This window comes from Paenibacillus amylolyticus (genome assembly GCF_050990605.1).
Taxonomy (GTDB): Bacteria; Bacillota; Bacilli; order Paenibacillales; family Paenibacillaceae; genus Paenibacillus; species Paenibacillus amylolyticus_H.
The window spans coordinates 2,653,761-2,674,645 of sequence record NZ_CP158832.1; the positions used below are offsets into that span (position 1 = coordinate 2,653,761).

A 20,885-nucleotide genomic window follows, 5' to 3' on the forward strand; every position below is an offset into this window, starting at 1 on the left:
TATGATGGAACAATAATCATGGCATGAATGGAGGGAGATCATGAACTGTGTTGCTGTATTACCTTATTACAAAGTACAGAGAGAAGTGACGGGTCTCGCTCAAGAGATTGAGATAAATGCCCGCTCCATGATTCTATATTCCGATAAAATCGTGACCAAATACCGCGAGTTCAACATCACGGAAGTGTTTGACATGTCATTTCGCCGTATGGGTGATGAAGGTGGATTTTTCTATCTGCACACGAGCACAGGAGTATATCCATATATGGTCGAAATCGACCCCAAACCTTTTATACAAAGTTTCAGAAAGATAACGATCCAAAAATTAAAATGACTTGACCCTGCCGTTACGTAAAGGCTTACTCTCGGATATGGAAGGAACGTTAACCAATCCAGAGGAGCCGTGAATGTTATGAGTATACTGATTCAACAAGTGACTATCCTAACAATGAAAGATGCCGATGCCCCCTTTACGGGGGATATTCGTGTTGAAGGAGATCGCATTACGCAGATTGCTGACCACATTCTGCCTCAACCGCAAGATGAGATTATTGATGGCCGCCATAAGGTTGCCATGCCGGGTCTGATTAATGCCCACCAACATACACCGATGAGCCTGCTCCGGGGATTCTCGGACGATCTGAAGCTGATGGACTGGCTTGAACGCAAAATGTTGCCTGCTGAAGCACGTATGAACCCGGAAGACATCTATTGGGGGGCCAAGTTATCCATCGCCGAGATGATCCGTTCGGGTACCACTGCGTTTGCGGATATGTACATTCACATGAACGAGATTGCAGAAGCGGTTAAGCAAACGGGTATGCGGGCATCGCTTACACGTGGGATGGTATTCATGGAGGATGATGGAGGACGCAGGTTGCAGGAGGCGATTGATCTTGTACAACGTTGGTCTGGAGCGGCTGATGGGCGGATTACAACCATGTATGGACCCCACTCACCCTATACATGTCCTGTAGAGCCACTACGTGAAGTCATTGCTCTGGCTGTCAAGGAGCATATCCCGCTACATATTCATCTGGCTGAGACAAAGGAAGAAGTCGTGAAGATTCGTGAGCGCTATGGCATGACACCGACAGAGTATTTGGAAGAGGCGGGTATGTTCGAACAGTCACATGTGTTGCTTGCGCATGGTGTACACCTCAATCGCAGGGACATCGGCAGATTGAAGGGCATGCGCGGCGGTGTAGCACATAATCCGGTCAGCAATCTGAAGCTGGGATGTGGAATTGCTCCGATTACCGAGATGTTGGCCCAGGGGATTAACGTGGGAATCGGAAGCGATGGAGCGGGAAGTGCCACAACCGTGGATATATTCGAGGAGATCAAAGCCGCGACCTGGCTGCAAAAGCTGGACTATGGTGATCCCACTCGCCTGCCAGCCAAGGATGTTCTAAGCATGGCAACACGTGGAAGTGCTATTCTGCTTGGCCTTCAGCATGAAGTGGGTGTGCTGGATGTGGGGCGCAAAGCAGATCTGATCCTGATCGATCTGGCGAAACCACATCTTCAACCGGTACATGAGGTAGAGTCGTTACTGGCTTATAGTGTAAATGGGGCGGATGTGGACACAACGATCGTGAACGGTCAGATCCTCATGCGAGGCAGAAAGCTGCTGACGATCGATGAGGAAGAACTTTACCGTGAGGTGAAGGTTAGAAGCAACAGGATTGTTGAGGGAATTTAATTGTGCGCAATCGGCGGCGATTGTGAAAAGGCTGCTGGCAAAAGCCGGATTAATCTAAGCTTTATAAGTTGGACTAAAGATTACTTACACTGACACTACGACGACAGAATGACCTTCCAATCGCTGTTATCCCCAGATTTTTTGATTCCCTTTTCCAAAGGGGAAAATCCGGGGCCCAGTTCATTATCAGTTCATACAGATTTGGTACGATTGAGACATCAAATAGATAGATAATGTGCTTGATCAGGAGAGGAAGAGAGATCCATATGAAAATACTAGAAGTCAACAATGTGAAGAAGTCATACACCCTATATGGAAAAGAGAGAGTCCCGGTACTCCACGGTTTGAATTTGAGTTTTGAGACGGGGGAATTTGTCTCCATCCTTGGTGAATCTGGCTGTGGTAAGTCGACACTGATGAATATCATTGGTGGCATGGATTCCGACTATGAAGGGGAAGTCATTGTTCGTGGCAAGAACTTAAGTGCCATGACAGAGAAGGAAATGGATGATTATCGGAAGAATAATATCGGCTTTGTCTTTCAAAATTTCAATCTGATCCCGCATCTGTCTGTTCTTGAAAATGTGACGATTGCGATGCAAATGACGGACACCAATGAGAAAGAACGGAACCAACGTGCTGTTGATATATTAACAGAGGTTGGACTGAAGGATCATCTGAACAAACGTCCCAACCAGTTATCTGGAGGTCAGAAGCAACGGGTTTCCATCGCACGGGCTTTATCCAACAATCCGGACATTATTCTCGCAGATGAACCAACGGGTGCGTTGGATCGGGAAAACGGAGATCAAATCCTCACTTTGCTGGACAGTATAGCGAAAAAGGGAATGTTGGTAATTGCCGTAACTCACTCTCAGAAAGTCGCTGACTCAGGTACACGGATTGTAAAAGTAGAAGAGGGACGTATTAGTGACGATATTCATCTGAAAGATCCTTCTACGGCTGTTTACGAGAGTGGTCAGGATTCTTCCCGGAGCCTGGGCTTGCTTGCTTCGTTCAAGATGGCACTCAAAAATATGAAACTCAATGCCAAACGTAATGTCCTGGTGGCTTTGGGTGGATCAATAGGTATATTAAGTGTACTTCTGATGCTTTCCTTGGGGAATGGGATAACGACGTATATGAATGACGAAATCAATTCAAGTATGGACCCTTTGCTTGTTGATATAACCAAGCCAAGTGAAGAAGCCAAGGACATGCAAGGCCCGGAAGCCTTGATGGCGACAGGTGAACCGTTCACCAAAGCTGATATCGAGACGATTCGCAATTTCCCTAATGTAGACCATGTAGAGACAATTACGACCATTACAGGTAAGTCCACTATGGTGAATGAAAAACAAAGTGTAGGACTTGCGCAATTAACAACGTTAACGGATGCTTTTGATCCAGCATTACTAACCACGGGTGTTCTGCCGGTAGAAAATGAGATGTTGTTGCCCCTCGATACAGCGAAGCAATTAAGTGGAAATGACCAAGCTGATTCCATGATCGGCAAGTCCGTGTTTCTATATATCAATGAGATGGATAGCAATAATAAGCCAGTGACTTTGGAGAAAGAAGTAACGATCTCAGGGATCTACGAAGCGGCAGATCAACGATCTCCAATGCAACAATCTCCGGGATATATATCATCTGACACGTTGGAGCAAATGTATACGGATAAAGGAATAACGATTGGACCGATTCAGGTTAACGCCTATGCAACCGATATGAAATATGTAAATGATATCAACGAAGCTGCTGTTGACGCTGGTTTTGCAGGCTCCCAGATGGCCAAGGTCATGGAAAATATCACGACATATGTAAGCATGGCTTCCATTGTACTCGCGGGTATTGCAGGTATTTCGTTGATCGTATCTGGTATTATGATATTGGTTGTACTCTATATTAGCGTCGTGGAACGGACGAAGGAGATCGGAATTCTTCGGGCGATTGGAGCGAGAAAGAAAGATATCAAGCGAATATTCTTCTCCGAATCTGCCTTACTGGGCGTATTTAGTGGTACTATTGCGGTAATCTTTGCCGTGATCATTAGTTATGTGTTAAATATTCTATTGGACAATGCGTTTGGAGCAAAACTCATTCATCTCTCGGGATATTATATCTTGTTTGGTCTCGTGGTAAGTACAGCGATTAGTATCGTGGCCGGTTTGATGCCATCATCAAAAGCGGCCAAGCTGGACCCGATGGAATCCCTACGATACGAATAAAATCAATTGCGGAAAGGACAATGGCTGCATGAACACGATTTTGGTGGTGGACGATGATTCCCATATCCGCAAATTAATCCGAATCTATCTTGAAAAAAATCAATTCTCCGTGCTGGAAGCCGCAGACGGTCAAGAGGCATTAGATCTTCTCTCTCATACGAAAGTTGATCTGGCCATTGTGGATATCATGATGCCGCGAATCGACGGCATTGAACTGACAGAAGATATCCGGTCTTATCTGGATATTCCGATCCTGATGGTAACTGCCAAGGGAGAATCCAAGGACAAAGTCAGAGGATTTAATGCAGGATCAGACGATTACCTCGTTAAACCGTTTGATCCTGTGGAGTTAATCCTGCGTGTACAATCGTTATTGAAACGCTATAACAAAAGTACATCGAACCTGATTCAGGTCAGCGGTGTAACGATTGATTTGGGCAATCTCATGGTTGTTGCGGACGGACAAACGATCGAATTGAAAAAGAAGGAATGTGAATTGTTATTTTCTCTGGCGAGTTCGCCAGGCAAAATATTCACACGTACACAGCTCATAGATGATATATGGGGCATCGATTACGAAGGAGATGAGCGTACGGTTGATGTACATATCAAACGGTTAAGGGAACGTCTTGAGCATGTTCCTGAGCTAGTGATCTCAACGGTAAGAGGACTTGGATATCGCCTGGAGCGGGCATGAACATATTTAGGAAAAGCCTGCGACTTCGTATCGTAGCTACGTTTATCGGGATTGTTCTGGTGAGTTTGATTCTCTCCTTTATGATCAACAACGGGTCCCAAGAAAAGACACCGAATCGTTTTATGGTTACCTTTGCTCAAGATCTCGCTACACTGATTAACCTGATCGATGATCCGGAAAAAGTGAAATCAAGCTTGGATATTTTTGCTCACTACGGCTTGAATATCACTCCCGTGAATGAGAAAAGTGAAGTGTTATCTTCCTTGCCAGAGGACAAAGTAAATTCGTTATTTAAAACGGGTACAACCGATGCCATGTTTATGTCCAGTAAAGATGGAATTGCGACAATTGGTGTTCCTGCAACAGATGAGGGGATTGGTACATTTCTGATTCAAAGCGATTTCTCCTCTCTTTTTCATACACTGCGAAACACGCTTTTAACCTCACTGTTAACGGTTCTGGTCATTGGTAGCCTATTAATCCTGTTCATGTCCGGCTACATTGTGAAACCGATTAAGCGATTAACGGTTGCAGCGAAGGAGATGTCATCAGGTGACCTGTCGGTCCGCTTGAAACATAATAATCAGGATGAGTTTGGCGAACTGATGGAGAGCTTTAATCATATGGCCAGTGAGTTGCAAAAAATCGATTCGGTTCGTGATGACTTTGTCAGCAACGTCTCTCATGAAATGCAGTCTCCGCTCACGTCGATCAGGGGATTTACCAGAGCGCTGCAAGATGGTGTTATTCCATTAGAAGAGCAGAAAGAGCATCTGGATATTATCTATGAGGAAACGCTGCGCTTATCGAGGCTCAGTGATAATCTGCTTCGGCTAGCCTCGCTGGATTCCGAGCATCATCCGGTTCATTTCACCACATTCCAGTTGGATGAACAATTAAGAAGGGCGATCTTGCTGGCGGAGCCGCAGTGGTCGCAGAAGGACATCCAGATCGAATTGGACTTGTTGCCCTGTGAGATCACAGTGGACAAAGATTTGTTTGATCAGGTCTGGCAGAATTTAATAAACAATGCGATCAAGTACACGGGTTCTAACGGTACCATTCATGTCGAAATTGAGACGTCATCTTCATCTGTGAAGGTATCGATTAGAGATTCTGGACAAGGAATTCCTGAGGAGGCACTCCCGTATATCTTTGATCGATTCTACATGGTGGATAAAGCACGAAGCAGCTCACTTCGAGGCAATGGATTGGGATTGTCCATTGTGATTAAAATATTGAAATTGCATCAATGTACAATTGATGTCGAGAGCGAAGTAGGAAAAGGCACGCAATTTATTGTCACGATTCCCAGATCGGCTAGTACATCTTAAGCAAGCCAGACTAGAAAGCAGCAATATGGAAAACAATCAATTCCTGGGCGTTCAGGATTCAGATTGCTTCATATTGCTTTTTTTTGATAGGACTATACTCGACAAAATTTCAGATATAGTTTTGTTTAGCGGTGGATCATTTGATAAAATAGAAGAGACGTTATGTGAATCTATGAACTTAATCAACTTATCATACACAGAATGGAGCCATCCAATGAAATATCGCAATATGGAAGATTGTATTAACGATCTGGAGCAGCACGGTCATTTGATTCGGGTCAAAGAAGAGGTTGATCCGCATCTGGAGATGGCAGCGATCCACATGAAAGTGCATGAGGCTAAAGGCCCGGCGTTGTTATTCGAAAATGTAAAAGGCTCAAAGTTCCAGGCTGTATCCAATCTGTTCGGCACGGTGGAACGAAGCAAGTTCATGTTCCGCGGTACGCTGGAAGGCGTACAACGGGTCATGGCTGTTCGTGACGATCCCATGAAGGCGCTTAAGACGCCATTTCAGCATGTCCGCACAGGTCTAGCTGCATGGCAGGCGCTGCCGAAACAGAAGTCTATTAGCCTACCCGTATCCGCGCAAGAGATCCAAATCTCGGACCTGCCGCTCATCAAGCACTGGCCGATGGATGGTGGGGCATTCGTGACTCTGCCGCAAGTATATTCGGAAGATCCGGATAAGCCAGGCATCATGAATTCAAACTTGGGGATGTACCGGGTTCAACTGGATGGCAATGATTTTGAAATGAACAAGGAAATAGGGTTACACTATCAGATTCATCGCGGAATCGGTATACATCAAGCCAAAGCGGTGAAAAAAGGAGAACCACTGAAGGTTAGTATTTTCATCGGGGGTCCGCCAGCACATACACTTTCAGCGGTTATGCCCTTGCCTGAAGGATTAAGTGAGATGACATTTGCCGGTCTGCTCGCTGGACGTCGCTTCCGGTACAGCTACAAGGACGGATATTGCATCAGTAATGATGCTGATTTTGTCATCACGGGTGATATCTACCCAGGCGAGACGAAGCCCGAAGGCCCGTTCGGGGATCATCTGGGCTATTACAGTCTGACGCATGAATTTCCGTTAATGCGTGTGCATAAAGTCTATGCCAAGCCTAATGCGATCTGGCCGTTTACGGTTGTTGGTCGTCCGCCGCAAGAGGATACGGCTTTTGGCGATTTGATTCATGAGATTACAGGAGACGCGATCAAACAGGAGATTCCAGGTGTCAAAGAAGTACATGCGGTTGATGCGGCAGGGGTCCATCCATTACTGTTTGCCATCGGCAGTGAACGGTATACGCCGTATCAGGCGGTGAAACAGCCAACAGAGCTGCTTACAATTGCCAACCGTATTTTGGGTACAGGTCAGCTCAGTCTGGCGAAATATCTGTTTATTACTGCTGAGGATCAGCAGCCTCTGGATACTCATAAGGAAGTTGAATTCCTGACCTATATCTTGGAGCGTATGGATATGCAGCGGGATATTCATTTCCATACGCATACAACGATTGATACACTGGATTACTCGGGTACAGGACTGAACAGCGGTAGCAAGGTCGTTTTTGCAGCGTATGGCGACAGGGTCCGTGATCTGTGCACGGAAGTTCCGGAGTCTTTGAAAAACATTCGTGGTTATGAGAATCCGCAGCTCATCATGCCGGGTATCGTTTCGATCCAGACATCGGCCTTTACGAGTTATGCGGATACAGCACAGGAGATGCAAGCGTTCACGTCTCTATTGAAAGAACAGGGAGGTCTGGACTCGTGTCCGATGATCATTCTATGTGATGACAGTTCGTTCCTGAGTGCTAACCTCAGCAACTTCTTGTGGGCAACCTTTACTCGCAGCAACCCTTCACATGACATGTACGGGGTTAATAGCGGATATGACCACAAGCATTGGGGCTGTGATCAGGTAATTATTGATGCACGTACCAAACCTCACCAGGCACCGCCGCTGATTCCCGATCCTTCGGTGGAAAAGAACATTGAACGTTTATTTGTTAAAGGAGCAAGTCTGGAATCAATTAAAATCTAATTTGGGATGTTGCAAGAAGTTCAAACGGAAGAGTTTGAACTTCTTTTGCTTACTCTGATCCAGCCAATAGACACCAAAAAGTGTCTCCATGTTCAAAACCGGGACTAATTTGGATACAGGAGTGAGGATAAAGTCTTATGCGTTCGTATTTACCTTCGCGATTAAGGTCGTTTGAACTATGTATGAAATGAAGAATTATAACGATATAAAGAAGTATAGGTATTTTTGTGGACCCGATCCATTGGGTGCTGTTACTATAATGAATTGTTCAGGGGGAATACCGATTTGAGAATCCATATTATGAACCTGCAAGACGGAGACCGTCTGACTGCAGATACATTCAGCGATGCAGGATTACACGTTCTCGGGAAGGGGACTGTAATTAAAAGTGAGGATATCTCCTTGCTCATGCAGCACCGTGTAGATTATGTAGATATTGAATCACGCGAAGAAGAAATTACTGAGGCCGAGTTTTTTGCTGCAGCGGCAAAGCATGCTTCCGGGTTAACCACAAGCTCCAAGGAAGAGCCGCCTGAAGAAGAGATGAAGTCCCAATTTATTCAGACCGTACATAATTATCAAAATGCTTTTCTTGAAGCTCTGACCGTTGGCAAGTTCAACGCGACCATGGTGGATGATGCACTGCAACCGATGGTTGAGGGACTGGATGAGCAGAAAGATGTGGTTCATCTCCTGATGATGCTGGAGCGGGATGACGTCAATAACTATACACATTCAATCCAGGTCGGATTGTTGTCCTTCTACCTCGCGAACTGGCTTGGATATTCTCAGAAGGAGAGTTATCAGATTAGTCGCGGTGGTTATCTGCATGACATTGGAAAGTGCAAAGTATCGCACCGGATTCGGAACAAAACAGAACCGTTGACGGCGGACGAGCAGCTTGAAATGCAGCGTCACACCATATATGGTCATGAAATCATCAAAAATTCGATGACGGATGAAGCGACAGCACTGGTTGCTCTGCAGCATCATGAGCGGGAAGATGGGTCTGGTTATCCGATGCAGCTTGAGAAAAGTGAAATTCATCCATATACGCAGATTGTATCCGTAGCGGATATCTATATTGGCATGAGATCCGGGAATCACGGAGGCAGCAATCCAAACCTGATCAACAACCTTAGAGATATCTATGGGATGGGATTTGGTAAACTGAATGAAAAGCCGGTTCAAGCATTGATGCAACATTTGCTTCCTAATTTCATCGGGAAACAGGTTCTGCTCAGCAATGGAGAAAAAGGTGTTATTGTCATGAACAATACATCTGATATTTTCAAACCGCTCATCAAAGTGGAGTCTGAACAATATCGCGATCTCTCCAAAGAGCGTACGCTTGCCATTGATGAATTGCTTATTTAATATCGTTAGTCTTTGCTATTCTACCAATACATGCAAGACGGGTCTCCTGTACTAAGACAGGGGACCCGTTTTTTTGTTATATCATCCTAGATGTGTTGTTAGACCAATCAAGCAAGCGTATACTTTGCAAAGACCTTATTTTTCCTGCCAAGGAGCGATCGCCATGATTGAAGTGACAACCGAGATTACGATACATGCCTCGATTCAACGGTGCTTTGACTATGCCCGGGATATTGATGTACATACACAGACCGTCTGGCAACATACGAGAGAGCGAGCAGTTGCAGGAGTAACAACGGGAAGAATTGGACCAGGGGATACCGTTACATTTCAGGCTACTCATTTTGGAGTCAGACAGAAGCTGAAGTCCCGAATTGTGCAGTTTGAATGACCTTTCCTCTTCGTAGATCAGATGGAGAAGGGGGCTTTCAAGAGCATGCAGCATGAACATCAGTTTATCGAATGCGGAGATCAGATGACTTGTATGAGAGATACACTTCGATTCGAAGCTCCACTTGGATTGCTGGGGTGGGTAACGGAACGACTTGTATTGAAGAGATACATGCAGGCATTTCTGGAGAGTCGCAATCGTAAACTCAAAGATATGCTTGAGCAGTAGCCAGAATTAAAGGGATAGAGGAGAGAAGACGTTTGATGGATAATGAATATTTTGTAGGTTGGGGCACTCTTGCCTTGATAAATGCTGGACTGGCACAGGGGAAAAACAGAAGCGGTCGGAACTGGTTTCTGATTTCCCTGTTATTTGGTCCGTTGGCAACCCTCTTTATTGTGGTGTGGAATAAACTGGACTAATTCAACGATCGAGGTTCCGATGCATATAACGATCGATCATCCAGAACACAAGGGCTGCTGCACTAACGCCAGCACCTAACCAGCAAACCGCTGTCCAGCCTGCCCATGCATACACTTGGGTAGAAACGATGGAGCCGGCTCCACTACCGATGGAATAAAAGATCATATACGCTGCCGTCAGGCGGCTCTGTGCTTCAGGGCGAACTTCGTAGATCAGGCTCTGGTTGGTAACATGCACGGCCTGCACGGCGAGATCGAGCAGGATAACGCCCAGGATCAGGAACCACAAAGAATGATGGACATAACCGATGGGCAGCCAGGACAAGAGCAGAATGACAAGAGAGACGCCGGTTGTTTTCTGCCCAAGGCCCCGATCGGCGAGTTTACCTGCACGGGCCGCAGCCAGAGCTCCAGCTGCTCCTGCAAGACCGAAGGCACCTATGACCGTATGAGACAGGGACATTGGAGGGCTACTTAGTGGCAGAACCATGGAAGTCCACAAGATGCTGAAGGCTGTAAAAATCAGCATGGCCAGTACACCTCGTACTCGTAACACACGCAACTCACGGTACAATTGCAAGACGGAACCGAGTAATTGGATATAACTTTGTTTCACTTGTGGGGATTGCTGCCTTGGGAGAACAAAAAATAAGGCAACAATTCCGAGTAAGGTAAGGCTGGCAGAGAAGAGATACACCGATCTCCACCCGAGCCAATCGTTCAGCGTACCTGCAACCGTTCGTGCAAGTAAAATGCCAATGACGATTCCGCTGGTCACCTGCCCGACAATCCGACCTCGCTCAGAAGGGGATGCCAAGTGTGCAGCAAAGGCAACCAATGTCTGTGTAATGACCGCGAGCAGACCTACGACAGCCATACCCGTGAATAAAAGTGAGCTGGATTGTGCGGTTCCTACGAGAACCAGTGCAAGCACGGATAAGAGCATTTGAATGATGATCAACTTGCGGCGGTTTAAGAGATCCCCGAGCGGAACGAGAAGGAACAGCCCCAGGGCATAACATATTTGAGTCACTGTGATGACAATCCCTATGGATGATGGATAGAGGCTGAATTCTTCAGCGATGGAGTCCAGCAAAGGCTGAGCATAATAAATATTCGCGACCGCAAGTCCACTGCACACGGCAAAGAGAAGAGCGACTAACCGCGATATGGCAGGACGATCCTTACTGGGTAATTGTGCATCTGGAGACGAAGTTTGCATGAATGGATGTCACCTTTCTATTATGTACTGATCGGTATGTTATGTTTCGGGATAACCATACTTTATTTGCTTGAATTCTGTCAACAGAGAATTGGGTGAGATTTTCAATTTGATTAAAACGCTTTATGGAGTAGTTAGTTTAATTTGAATAATAATTTTAAGTGAGTGTCTTTGACTTATCCATTGTTATGAGATTAAAATATAAACATACTGATCGATACATAAAGAGGTGAGTTTTATGGTTAGACAACGGGAATTTGATACGGATAAAGCACTCGATGCAGCAATGCATACGTTTTGGAACAAGGGATTCGAAGCCTCATCTTTGAGTGATTTGACGAACGCAATGGGCATTCAACGTCCCAGTCTGTATGCAGCTTATGGGGATAAAAAGGAACTGTTCGAAACAGCACTTCGCAGGTATACCACTCAGCATGCGGCTCAAGTCAGAGCCAGACTTCAACAGGGTACCTCTGTGCGGGAAGCCTTTCGGGGACTGTTTGAACATATTGGAGCAGAGGGAAGTGTGACCGAGCCTAGTCACGGCTGTTTTTGCATTAATACGATGGTTGAGCTGGCTCCACATGATCCCAAATTTGCTGTCCTTACACGGGAACATCAGATGTACCTGGGTGTTCTTTTCAAGGAAACGATAGAACGTGGGCAACAGAGCGGGGAATTGTCCGTTCACTTGAACGCGAGTGCAATAGCACAGTCTTTGGTGGTATCCATGATTGGATTGACTGTTCTGATGAAATCAGGACCGGACCGCTTGTTTGTAGAGCAGAGCATTCAGGTTACGTTGTCTTTGCTGCAGTACTAGGGTGGAAGTTGCTTGCCTGCTCTTATCTGTGTCTGATGGCATTGGGCAGATCAATGCAGAGTTGTTACAATATAAATTAATTAAACTTAACATTTACACAAAACGGAGAGGACAGAAATAAGCTGAGGAAGCGGAGCGTTCGAGTGACCAGTGTAAATATTCGTTAGTTTAATTTATATGGACAAGAAGTGAGCAGATATAGGAGGAGATCAGGGATGGATACGAAGTTGCGCTGTGCTGTTTTGGATGACTATCAGAATGTTGCCCTGACGTCGGCAGACTGGGGTCCGTTGATGGATCAGGTAGAGATTCAGACATTCAACAACTATATGGGCTCGGATGAAAAAGTCATACAGGAATTGCAGGATTTTGATATTGTGGTCCTGATGCGGGAACGTACACCGTTTCCGGAGAAGGTCATTTCAAAGCTCTCTAAGCTAAAACTTCTGATTACAAGTGGTATGCGCAATGCGTCGATAGATCTCAAGGCTGCAGAGAAGAACGGAGTCATTGTGTGTGGAACGGAGGGAAGCTCCAATCCGCCGACGGAGCTTACATGGGCACTGATTTTGGGGCTGTCCAGACAACTGGTTACGGAAAATAATGCACTTCGCTCTAATCGAAACTGGCAGAGCACTGTAGGGTTGGATTTGCATGGGAGAACACTTGGATTGCTTGGTTTGGGCAAAATAGGCACTCGCATGGCTGAGATCGCACAAGCATTTGGCATGAATGTGATGGCCTGGAGCGAGAATCTAACACGAGAGAAAGCTGAAAAACATGGTGTCACCTGGTCCGAGACCAAGGAGCAATTGCTTGCACAGAGTGACATCGTATCCATTCATCTGGTATTGAGTGATCGTACGAGGAATCTGATTGGACAAGCCGAGTTTCAACAAATGAAATCGAGTGCGCTCCTCATCAATACGTCACGAGCGGGCATTGTCGATCAGGAAGCTATGGTGGACGCATTGCAGCGTGGTGTGATCGCTGGTGCAGGTCTGGATGTATATGAGCAGGAGCCGCTGCCGGTTAACCATATTATGAGAACATTGCCTAACGTCCTGGCTACACCTCATTTGGGGTATGTGACTCGCGGCAATTATGAGATCTATTATAATCATACCGTAGAGAATATAGCGATGTTCTTGAAGGGAACACCGATCAGGCAACTGTTTTCTTAGAATGAACGTATGCCGAGTATGACTCTGCTCTAATTATATAGAATCAACGACAAATAAGGTGCTGCCAGGAAAAAGTTAGACCTGAGCAACACCTTATTAGTATATCTGTGTAGTAGAAGAATGAAGGAATAGCCGTAAAATATATTCTATCCTACGGACCCATCCCCCTCACCAAATTTAACGGCGTGGTCCTCGCTGGGAAGAATGAATCATGGCGACACTTGATTCACGAACGATTAAGCGCGGTTCAAATTGGATGTGTTCGTAATCGGTCGTGTTCATCTCCCGAATTCGTTTTAACAACAGTTCGGTAGCAAGTCTGGCAACTTCTTCACCCATAATGGAGACGGAACTAATCTGCGGAGACGAGACAGTGGTCCATTGATTGTTATCCACACCCACTACAGCCACATCTTCAGGTACACGAACCCCTAACTCCTTGAAACGATTAACCAATCCGATGGCAACCATATCATTAATGGCATAGACTGCATCTGGCATATGCGTAAGTCCGTAGAAATAATCTGCAGCATTGGCACCTGTATTTAATGAAAAGTCCTCACCGAAGTAGACGAGAGAAATGTCCACATGGCCTACAGCTTGCTCATAAGCACGGAAGCGTTCTTCAATGATGTCTTTGGGTGCACCGGCATATGCGATTCGAGTCCGGCCAATTTTGAACAGATGCTCCATCACCAGTTTGCCTTCGGGTTGAGACAGAGAGACGATATCTGCCTTCATACCAGGTTCCAGTTTCTTGCCGTAGTTAATCATGGAGATGGGGAGCGGCGCTTTATCAATCAGTCCGGGTAACGTTTTGGGATATGCCAGAGGCATGAAGATCAGTCCGTCGACATGCAATTTTTTTACATTACGAATAGTTTCCAGCTCGGTTCGGGCATTGCCTGCTGTATTGATCTGTACAACATGGTACCCATGCTGTTTCGCCGTTTGCTCCACAGACCAGGAAATTTCCGGAATGATGGCGTTGCGTATGTCGGGTACAACAAGCGCGATCTGGTGCGTTTGCCTGATTTTCAGACTCTGTGCGGAGGTGTTGGGTACAAACCCCAGTTCTTCAATGGCCTGCATTACTTTATCTCGTGTTTTACTGCTGATGCCTTCTGAATTGTTGATGGCCCGGGATACGGTAGCGATGCCTACGCCGGCACGCTCTGCAACGTCCTTGATCGTAAGTTTCTGTTCTTTCCTCAATGTATGTTTACCTCACTTTAACGGAAACGATTCCGAATTATTAGGAATATGTATGTACCTCACGATAGTTATATAAGTTAATTATAACATTTGAACCATAAAGTATCCCGTGAATGGACCACACTTATGAGATACATGGATTGAATTTAATCCATTTGTCATACCATCTATATAATTTCAACTAAACATTTACGCAAAACGGAGAGGACACAAAGGACATGAAGAAGCGGAGCTAAAAGCTTTCTGAAAGAAAGCTACATCGGAAGCATACTCTGTCCCGGATTTCTCCTTTATAAAACGAATCAAAAAAATCTGGGGATAACAGCGATCGGAAGGTTGTTCTGTCATCGGAGTGTGCAGTGTAAATATTCTTTAGTTCAATTTATATAACAAAACAACTGAAATTAAAGCATAAGCACCCCAAAGTGAACTCAGTATGATCACGAAATAGACATATTCGTGTAGAAATAGGTTTGACAGCGTATCTAAAATGTGACATATTTAATTTACGGAAACGTTTCCGATTATACTATAAATTATGATCTGGGAGATGAAATGAATGAAAGCATTACGTTGGCACGGAGTCAAAGATTTACGTCTCGAAAATATTAACGAACCTCATCCTGAAGAAGGTAAGGTCAAAATAAAAGTGGAATGGTGCGGCATCTGCGGCAGTGACTTGCACGAGTACACAGCAGGTCCAATCTTCATTCCGGCTCAAGCACCGCATCCGCTAACAGGGGAGAAAGCACCTATAGTTATGGGGCATGAATTCTCAGGACAGGTCGTTGAAGTAGGGGAAGGCGTAACACGTTTCAAGGCGGGCGATCGTGTAGTCGTAGAACCGATCTATGCATGTGGACACTGCGAAGCTTGTAAACAAGGCAAATACAATCTGTGCGATAAAATGGGTTTCCTTGGACTCGCTGGAGGCGGAGGTGGATTCTCCGAATATGTAACTGCTGAAGAATACATGGTCCATGCCATACCGGATTCAATCTCGTATGAGCAAGGTGCATTGGTTGAACCTTCGGCTGTAGCACTTCACGCCGTGCGCCAAAGCAAGCTGAAAGTAGGCGATACCGCAGCAGTGTTTGGTGCAGGTCCGATTGGATTATTGGTTATTGAAGCACTTAAAGCTTCGGGAGCTTCTGATATTTATGTGGTGGAGTTATCAGACGAACGGAAAGCCAAAGCGGAAGAATTGGGTGCGATTGTGATTGACCCAACACAGTTCAATGTGGTGGAAGAGATCCATCAGCGTACACAAGGTGGCGTTAACGTAGCCTATGAAGTAACAGGTGTTCCACGTGTACTGCAACAAGCGATCGATTCAACACGAATTGGCGGTGAATTAATGATCGTCAGCATTTTTGAACAGGAAGCACCGATTCACCCGAACTCGATTGTCATGAAAGAACGTACGGTCAGAGGCATTATTGGTTATCGCGATGTGTTCCCGGCAGTGATCAGTCTGATGGATAAAGGTTTCTTCCCGGCAGACAAGCTGGTGACCAAACGAATTTCGTTGGATGAAGTGGTGGAACATGGGTTTGAAGCACTCTTAAAAGAGAAAAATCAGGTTAAGATTTTGGTAAAAGCAGAATAGAACCATAGGCTGTAAGAGCGAGTAGACAACACATCAACGGATGTGATTGTCTACTTTTTTTGTATAGATCGGGCGGAATTTGTTGCATATACGGGTCGAATTACATAGTATGAAAAGATACAAATTGTATCATCTCGGTGTGAAGGTAAATATTGTGAAACTATGAAGGAGGAAGCGGACATGCAGAGACATACAAAATGGACAGCCATAATTTTGACCGTTGTCGCAGGAATGAGCTGGATGCTTATGGGGAACTCCAAACCGAAAAACACCACGTCAACAAGTCAACCCCCTGCGATGGAACGTGGGCTGGCCAAGGTGTCGAATGCACCGATCAGTTCAGCGGATGTAACATCGAAGATCAAACTGCTAGGCAGACCTTTTACCAAAACACCATATGCCAATAACGTCTGGGACATGCAACTGTACAATGGCAAAATATATTTGGGCCACGGAAATAGCAGCAATCTGGGCGTAGCTCCAAATTCAGGCCCTATTCCAGTCATTTATTATGATACAGCGAATGCGAAATTTAAGACCCAGTCGGTGACTAACAGAAACCCGGGCATCTTGCCATCAACGAAGATGTATGTGGATGAGGAGCAGATTGATATCTACAGAGTACTAAACGATAAGTTATATATTCCTGGCAATGATTCGGATAGTGAGAAGTGGGAATTGGGCAATTTCTATCGTTTGGATGGAGAGGTGTGGACCAAATATCGCAATCTGCCCCTGGGTGTACACGTATACGATTTGGCATCTTATCAGGGTAAGATGTTTGCCGCGCTGGGGACAGATTCCAAACCAACGATATTAATCTCTCATAATAAAGGTGAAACTTGGCAAAAATACGCGACGATCAATACGTTTGGCTTCCGGGCCTATACCATGTTCCATCTCAATGGCAAGTTATATGCCTCTGGCATGATGTATCCTGCCAATAAAATATGGAATGACAAAACCAATATCCTGGAGATTAATGAAAAACTTGAGAAGAGGGATGTTGTCATCTATGGTAGCAAAATGCTGCCAGGACTCACCTATCAAACGGGCACGATTCCTTATAATAAAATAGGCAAAAATGTTAACTTCAATAACAAATTGCTCTATATAGCGGGAGGCGTGTTCAATGATGGGCAGCTGCTGCCCAAATCTTTGAATGTCATGACCGACATTAATCAGGCAAGACGTGTTAATCTGCCAGATGCCAAGGCGCTTCCGACGGATGTGTTGTTGCGTGATGGCAAGGTGTATGTGCTTACGTATACTCGCCAAAGTGCCAATCTGTATATCAATCGGGTCTACCAATCGACGGATCTGACAACATGGAATGAAATTTTACGGTTTAATCAAGACACGTATGCCAAGTCATTCGAAGAGAATGAGGGTGACTTCTACTTTGGTCTGGGTACCGATCCCGATGTGTTATCAACTTCGTCAGGGAAATTGCTCCGAGTGAATCGCAGTGATATCCCCGTGAATGCCAATTAAAATGGAAGGAAGATTATGGATTATATACTATGCTACATCCACATTATTGGTGACCGGTAAGGTTGAACGCGCAAACTTCGAAAATTTGAAAATAAAATTAAGAAACTATAAAATGGATAGAGAATTAATTATGAACCCAGTCAACTGGATTACTAATGTTATGATATACAAAAGCATGTCGCATTTCACATGGATGCAGAGTTCCATACTTCCAATTGCAAAGGAGCAATATACGATGAACGTACCTTCAGCATTATTTAAACCTTTCACCTCGGACAAGCTAACATTGTCTAATCGAATCGTTATGGCCCCCATGACACGCGGATTCTCACCAGAGGGCGTACCTGGACCCGAAGTTGCTGAATACTACCGTCGAAGAGCAGCAGGCGGAGTGGGACTTATCATTACGGAAGGTACAGGCATTAATCATCCTTCTTCGGTCAGCGGAGCGAGTATTCCATTGTTCCATGGTGAAGATTCGTTGCAAGGATGGGCTAATGTAGTGAAAGCGGTGCATGAAGCGGGTGGCAAAATCATGCCACAATTGTGGCATGTGGGTACAGCTCGTCGTTCCGGCGACTTGCCTAACGCAGAAGCTGAGCCTGTAAGTCCGTCAGGGGTTAGCATGGCAGGTGAACCATCACGTGAACCAATAACGGAAGAGGAGATTCAAGGTCTTGTAAAGGCATATGCCCAAGCGGCAGCGGATGCACAGAAAATCGGGTTTGACGGCATTGAACTGCACGGAGCCCATGGATACCTGATTGACCAATTTTTCTGGGAGCAGACGAATCGGCGAAGCGACAATTATGGTGGTGATTTGGTACGGCGAACTCAATTTGCGGTTGAAGTGATTGAAGCTTGTCGTGCGGCGGTGGGTCCTGATTTCCCGATTGTGCTCCGGTTCTCCCAATGGAAAATGGGGAATTATGAGGCACGTCTGGTGGAGACGCCAGAACAATTGGAGCAATTTTTGGCGCCACTCAGTGCTGCTGGCGTGGATATATTCCATTGCTCTACACGTCGGTTCTGGTTGCCTGAATTCGAAGGATCTGAGCTCAATCTCGCAGGTTGGACACAGAAAATCACTGGCAAACCAGCCATTTCGGTTGGCTCGGTAGGGCTTGAAGCTGAATTTGTGGACAGAGCAACTGAGAACCAGGGAACAGGGGATGCCCATCTGGATCTATTAAATGAGAAGCTGGAGCGCAATGAATTTGACCTGATTGCCTTGGGTCGTGTTCTGCTTAGTGATCCGGAATGGCCTGCAAAAGTTCGTGAAGGTCGAATATCCGAAATCATTCCATTTACAACAGAAGTGTTGCAAACCCTCCATTAATTGAAGGCTAAGAACGTTTGGCAACAGGTGAACTAACGTCAGCCAACGCCGAAGGGTGACGATTTACAACAAAAAATGAATAAAAACGAACAAATAGGCCGCCATTGGGCGGCTTTTTTATTCACCTGTAATAATAATTTCAACATATGAAAAATTCATAATAGAAAATCATTTTCTGCACCGCTGCACCTGTTTATTCCTTCCATACTTCGCACACGCGCTTAGTCACAACACCATTAGGTTCCACATCTCGGCTCCCAAAGCAAACATTTTTTTCGCAATAACTATATCTGCACAACGATTCATTCTCAAGCATAACTCATTTTGAAAATCCACCACCTTATGATAAGGTTATGCCTGACCCCAAGCGTTGCCAAAACGACATTACATAAGGAGGATAAATATCCTTGTACAACTATAGTTTCAATTCGAATACGATTTGGAAAAAACCACTGCATATGATCTGTCTTTGTCTTTTGCTAGGTATCGTTTTGCTTTTATCGGCATGCGGACAAGCTCAGAAACCTTCCTCCGCAACGGACTCAAACAACCAATCGAACACGGGATCCAGCACAGGACAATCTTCTTCTTCGCCTGAGGGAAATGCCGTTCCACCGCAGGAAGAAGCAGAAGAGCAACCACAGGAGGAAGCAGATCCGGTTCGGGAGCAACTCGGCCAATTGACGTTGGAAGAGAAGATTGGACAGATGATACTGGCCGGTGTTCAAGGGACAACGTTGGATGATCAAGCTAAACAGATGATTACGAATCAAAAGGTAGGAGGCATTATTTTCTATGCCAACAATGTAACAACCCTTGAGGGGACAGCCAAGTTTGTGCAATCTATCAAGGAAGCGAATCAGTCCAACCCGGTACCAATCTTCATGAGTGTGGATCAGGAGGGCGGCAAAGTCAGTCGTATGCCAGAGACGGTGGAATCCATTCCTTCCAGTAGAAAAGTAGGCATGACGAATGATAGCGCACTTGCTGAAACGATGGGCGAATTGCTGGCCAGACAAGTTCAGCTTGCGGGTTTTAATGTGGACTTTGCTCCTGTGCTGGATGTGAACAGTAACCCGAAGAACCCGGTGATTGGAGATCGTTCATTCGGCAGTTCGGCAGAACTGGTGTCACGTATGGGGATTGCAGAGATGAAGGGACTACGTAATACAGGCATTATTCCGGTCGTGAAACATTTTCCGGGTCATGGTGATACGTCCGTGGACTCCCATCTTGATCTGCCTGTTGTGAATAAAACGGAAAAGCAACTGGCCGAGCTTGAATGGATTCCGTTCCAGGCCGCAGTGAAGGAGCAAGTAGAGGCGGTCATGGTTGCACACATTTTGTTCCCGAAGCTTGATCCGGATCATCCGGCTTCTTTATCGGATGTCATTATTGGTGAACATCTGCGCGGGAAGTTCAATTATGATGGTGTGGTCATCACAGATGACCTGAGTATGGGTGCAATCGCGAAGAACTTCAAGTTGGACCAAGCAGCCCTAGCAACTGTTAAAGCAGGAAGTGACATTCTGTTGGTAGCTCACAGTTATGAGAGTGCCAAGACAATTTTTGATACGCTAATAAGTGCAGTGAAGTCAGGTGAGATCTCTGAGTCTCGAATTGATGAAAGTGTATATCGTATCCTGGCATTGAAGCAGCAATATAAGTTATCGGATGGCCAGAAAGCTTCCGGAGACCTGAAGCAATTGAATGCAGATATTGTGGATTGGCGTAAGCAAATCGATGCTAGATAATAAATCCTGTGTTATGATTTTGCCAGAGGTGAGATCCA

18 protein-coding genes are annotated in these 20,885 nt (G+C 45.5%); 16 read left to right on the forward strand and 2 right to left on the reverse strand.

Features of this window, described 5'->3' with window-relative positions:
• The first annotated feature begins 40 nt into the window (after positions 1–40).
• From ABTV53_RS12240 to ABTV53_RS12285, 10 genes are all read left to right on the forward strand, one after another.
• The gene (locus ABTV53_RS12240) at positions 41–334 is read left to right on the forward strand and encodes a hypothetical protein (protein ID WP_433753210.1); all 294 of its coding nucleotides are present in this window, start codon (positions 41–43) and stop codon (positions 332–334) included.
• Positions 335–412: 78 nt separating this feature from the next.
• Positions 413–1,705, forward strand: a complete 1,293-nt coding sequence (locus tag ABTV53_RS12245; RefSeq protein WP_433753211.1) for an amidohydrolase — start codon at positions 413–415, stop codon at positions 1,703–1,705.
• A 266-nt stretch (positions 1,706–1,971) separates the two neighbouring features.
• The gene (locus ABTV53_RS12250; protein ID WP_433753213.1) at positions 1,972–3,936 is read left to right on the forward strand and encodes an ABC transporter ATP-binding protein/permease; all 1,965 of its coding nucleotides are present in this window, start codon (positions 1,972–1,974) and stop codon (positions 3,934–3,936) included.
• Between the two features lie 28 nt (positions 3,937–3,964).
• Entirely contained in the window at positions 3,965–4,633 is a 669-nt protein-coding gene (locus ABTV53_RS12255; protein WP_433753215.1) for a response regulator transcription factor, read from the forward strand.
• Entirely contained in the window at positions 4,630–5,967 is a 1,338-nt protein-coding gene (locus ABTV53_RS12260; RefSeq protein ID WP_433753216.1) for an ATP-binding protein, read from the forward strand. Before ABTV53_RS12255 ends, ABTV53_RS12260 begins: the two co-directional genes overlap by 4 nt.
• Before the next feature lie 214 nt (positions 5,968–6,181).
• Positions 6,182–8,017: a UbiD family decarboxylase gene (locus tag ABTV53_RS12265; protein WP_433753218.1), complete on the forward strand. Its 1,836-nt coding sequence runs from the start codon at positions 6,182–6,184 to the stop codon at positions 8,015–8,017.
• A 285-nt stretch (positions 8,018–8,302) separates the two neighbouring features.
• Positions 8,303–9,394 (forward strand): HD-GYP domain-containing protein, encoded by a 1,092-nt coding sequence (locus ABTV53_RS12270; RefSeq protein ID WP_433753220.1) that lies wholly within the window; start codon positions 8,303–8,305, stop codon positions 9,392–9,394.
• A 163-nt stretch (positions 9,395–9,557) separates the two neighbouring features.
• A complete protein-coding gene (locus tag ABTV53_RS12275) occupies positions 9,558–9,785 on the forward strand; it encodes a hypothetical protein (protein ID WP_433753222.1) in 228 nt (75 codons plus the stop codon).
• Positions 9,786–9,830: 45 nt separating this feature from the next.
• Positions 9,831–10,013 carry a hypothetical protein gene (locus tag ABTV53_RS12280; RefSeq protein WP_433753223.1) on the forward strand — a complete coding sequence of 61 codons (183 nt, stop codon included), beginning with the start codon at positions 9,831–9,833 and terminating at the stop codon, positions 10,011–10,013.
• Between the two features lie 32 nt (positions 10,014–10,045).
• Positions 10,046–10,207, forward strand: a complete 162-nt coding sequence (locus ABTV53_RS12285; RefSeq protein ID WP_155985038.1) for a hypothetical protein — start codon at positions 10,046–10,048, stop codon at positions 10,205–10,207.
• 1 nt (position 10,208) lies between these two features.
• Here the strand turns inward: ABTV53_RS12285 and ABTV53_RS12290 are convergent, their stop codons facing one another.
• Positions 10,209–11,429 carry an MFS transporter gene (locus ABTV53_RS12290; RefSeq protein WP_433753225.1) on the reverse strand — a complete coding sequence of 407 codons (1,221 nt, stop codon included), beginning with the start codon at positions 11,427–11,429 and terminating at the stop codon, positions 10,209–10,211.
• A 238-nt stretch (positions 11,430–11,667) separates the two neighbouring features.
• Between ABTV53_RS12290 and ABTV53_RS12295 the strand changes: the two genes are divergently transcribed.
• Both ABTV53_RS12295 and ABTV53_RS12300 read left to right on the forward strand, forming a co-directional pair.
• Complete coding sequence (locus ABTV53_RS12295; protein WP_433753227.1) at positions 11,668–12,252, forward strand: TetR/AcrR family transcriptional regulator; 585 nt, start codon at positions 11,668–11,670, stop codon at positions 12,250–12,252.
• A 215-nt stretch (positions 12,253–12,467) separates the two neighbouring features.
• Positions 12,468–13,436, forward strand: coding sequence for a D-2-hydroxyacid dehydrogenase family protein (locus ABTV53_RS12300; RefSeq protein ID WP_433753229.1), 969 nt, complete (start codon positions 12,468–12,470; stop codon positions 13,434–13,436).
• A 177-nt stretch (positions 13,437–13,613) separates the two neighbouring features.
• On the opposite strand, the gene ABTV53_RS12305 is transcribed toward ABTV53_RS12300, so the two are convergent.
• Entirely contained in the window at positions 13,614–14,651 is a 1,038-nt protein-coding gene (locus ABTV53_RS12305) for a LacI family DNA-binding transcriptional regulator (protein WP_433753230.1), read from the reverse strand.
• A gap of 559 nt (positions 14,652–15,210) precedes the next feature.
• Between ABTV53_RS12305 and ABTV53_RS12310 the strand changes: the two genes are divergently transcribed.
• The 4 genes from ABTV53_RS12310 (at position 15,211) to nagZ (ending at position 20,847) form a co-directional block, all read left to right on the forward strand.
• A complete protein-coding gene (locus ABTV53_RS12310) occupies positions 15,211–16,260 on the forward strand; it encodes a 2,3-butanediol dehydrogenase (protein ID WP_433753232.1) in 1,050 nt (349 codons plus the stop codon).
• A 180-nt stretch (positions 16,261–16,440) separates the two neighbouring features.
• Positions 16,441–17,754 carry a hypothetical protein gene (locus ABTV53_RS12315; RefSeq protein ID WP_433753234.1) on the forward strand — a complete coding sequence of 438 codons (1,314 nt, stop codon included), beginning with the start codon at positions 16,441–16,443 and terminating at the stop codon, positions 17,752–17,754.
• Positions 17,755–17,989: 235 nt separating this feature from the next.
• Complete coding sequence (locus tag ABTV53_RS12320) at positions 17,990–19,093, forward strand: NADH:flavin oxidoreductase (protein WP_433753236.1); 1,104 nt, start codon at positions 17,990–17,992, stop codon at positions 19,091–19,093.
• 407 nt (positions 19,094–19,500) lie between these two features.
• Entirely contained in the window at positions 19,501–20,847 is a 1,347-nt protein-coding gene (nagZ, locus tag ABTV53_RS12325; protein WP_433753237.1) for a beta-N-acetylhexosaminidase, read from the forward strand.
• Positions 20,848–20,885 lie beyond the last annotated feature (38 nt).

Excerpts from the sequence above, each read along its gene's own strand:
- ABTV53_RS12240 (WP_433753210.1), top strand. The coding sequence starts at position 41 with ATGAACTGTGTTGCTGTATTACCTTATTACAAAGTACAGAGAGAAGTG.
- ABTV53_RS12245 (WP_433753211.1), top strand. The coding sequence starts at position 413 with ATGAGTATACTGATTCAACAAGTGACTATCCTAACAATGAAAGATGCC.
- ABTV53_RS12250 (WP_433753213.1), top strand. The coding sequence starts at position 1,972 with ATGAAAATACTAGAAGTCAACAATGTGAAGAAGTCATACACCCTATAT.
- ABTV53_RS12255 (WP_433753215.1), top strand. The coding sequence starts at position 3,965 with ATGAACACGATTTTGGTGGTGGACGATGATTCCCATATCCGCAAATTA.
- ABTV53_RS12260 (WP_433753216.1), top strand. The coding sequence starts at position 4,630 with ATGAACATATTTAGGAAAAGCCTGCGACTTCGTATCGTAGCTACGTTT.
- ABTV53_RS12265 (WP_433753218.1), top strand. The coding sequence starts at position 6,182 with ATGAAATATCGCAATATGGAAGATTGTATTAACGATCTGGAGCAGCAC.
- ABTV53_RS12275 (WP_433753222.1), top strand. The coding sequence starts at position 9,558 with ATGATTGAAGTGACAACCGAGATTACGATACATGCCTCGATTCAACGG.
- ABTV53_RS12280 (WP_433753223.1), top strand. The coding sequence starts at position 9,831 with ATGCAGCATGAACATCAGTTTATCGAATGCGGAGATCAGATGACTTGT.
- ABTV53_RS12290 (WP_433753225.1), bottom strand. The coding sequence starts at position 11,429 with ATGCAAACTTCGTCTCCAGATGCACAATTACCCAGTAAGGATCGTCCT.
- ABTV53_RS12295 (WP_433753227.1), top strand. The coding sequence starts at position 11,668 with ATGGTTAGACAACGGGAATTTGATACGGATAAAGCACTCGATGCAGCA.
- ABTV53_RS12300 (WP_433753229.1), top strand. The coding sequence starts at position 12,468 with ATGGATACGAAGTTGCGCTGTGCTGTTTTGGATGACTATCAGAATGTT.
- ABTV53_RS12310 (WP_433753232.1), top strand. The coding sequence starts at position 15,211 with ATGAAAGCATTACGTTGGCACGGAGTCAAAGATTTACGTCTCGAAAAT.
- ABTV53_RS12315 (WP_433753234.1), top strand. The coding sequence starts at position 16,441 with ATGCAGAGACATACAAAATGGACAGCCATAATTTTGACCGTTGTCGCA.
- ABTV53_RS12320 (WP_433753236.1), top strand. The coding sequence starts at position 17,990 with ATGAACGTACCTTCAGCATTATTTAAACCTTTCACCTCGGACAAGCTA.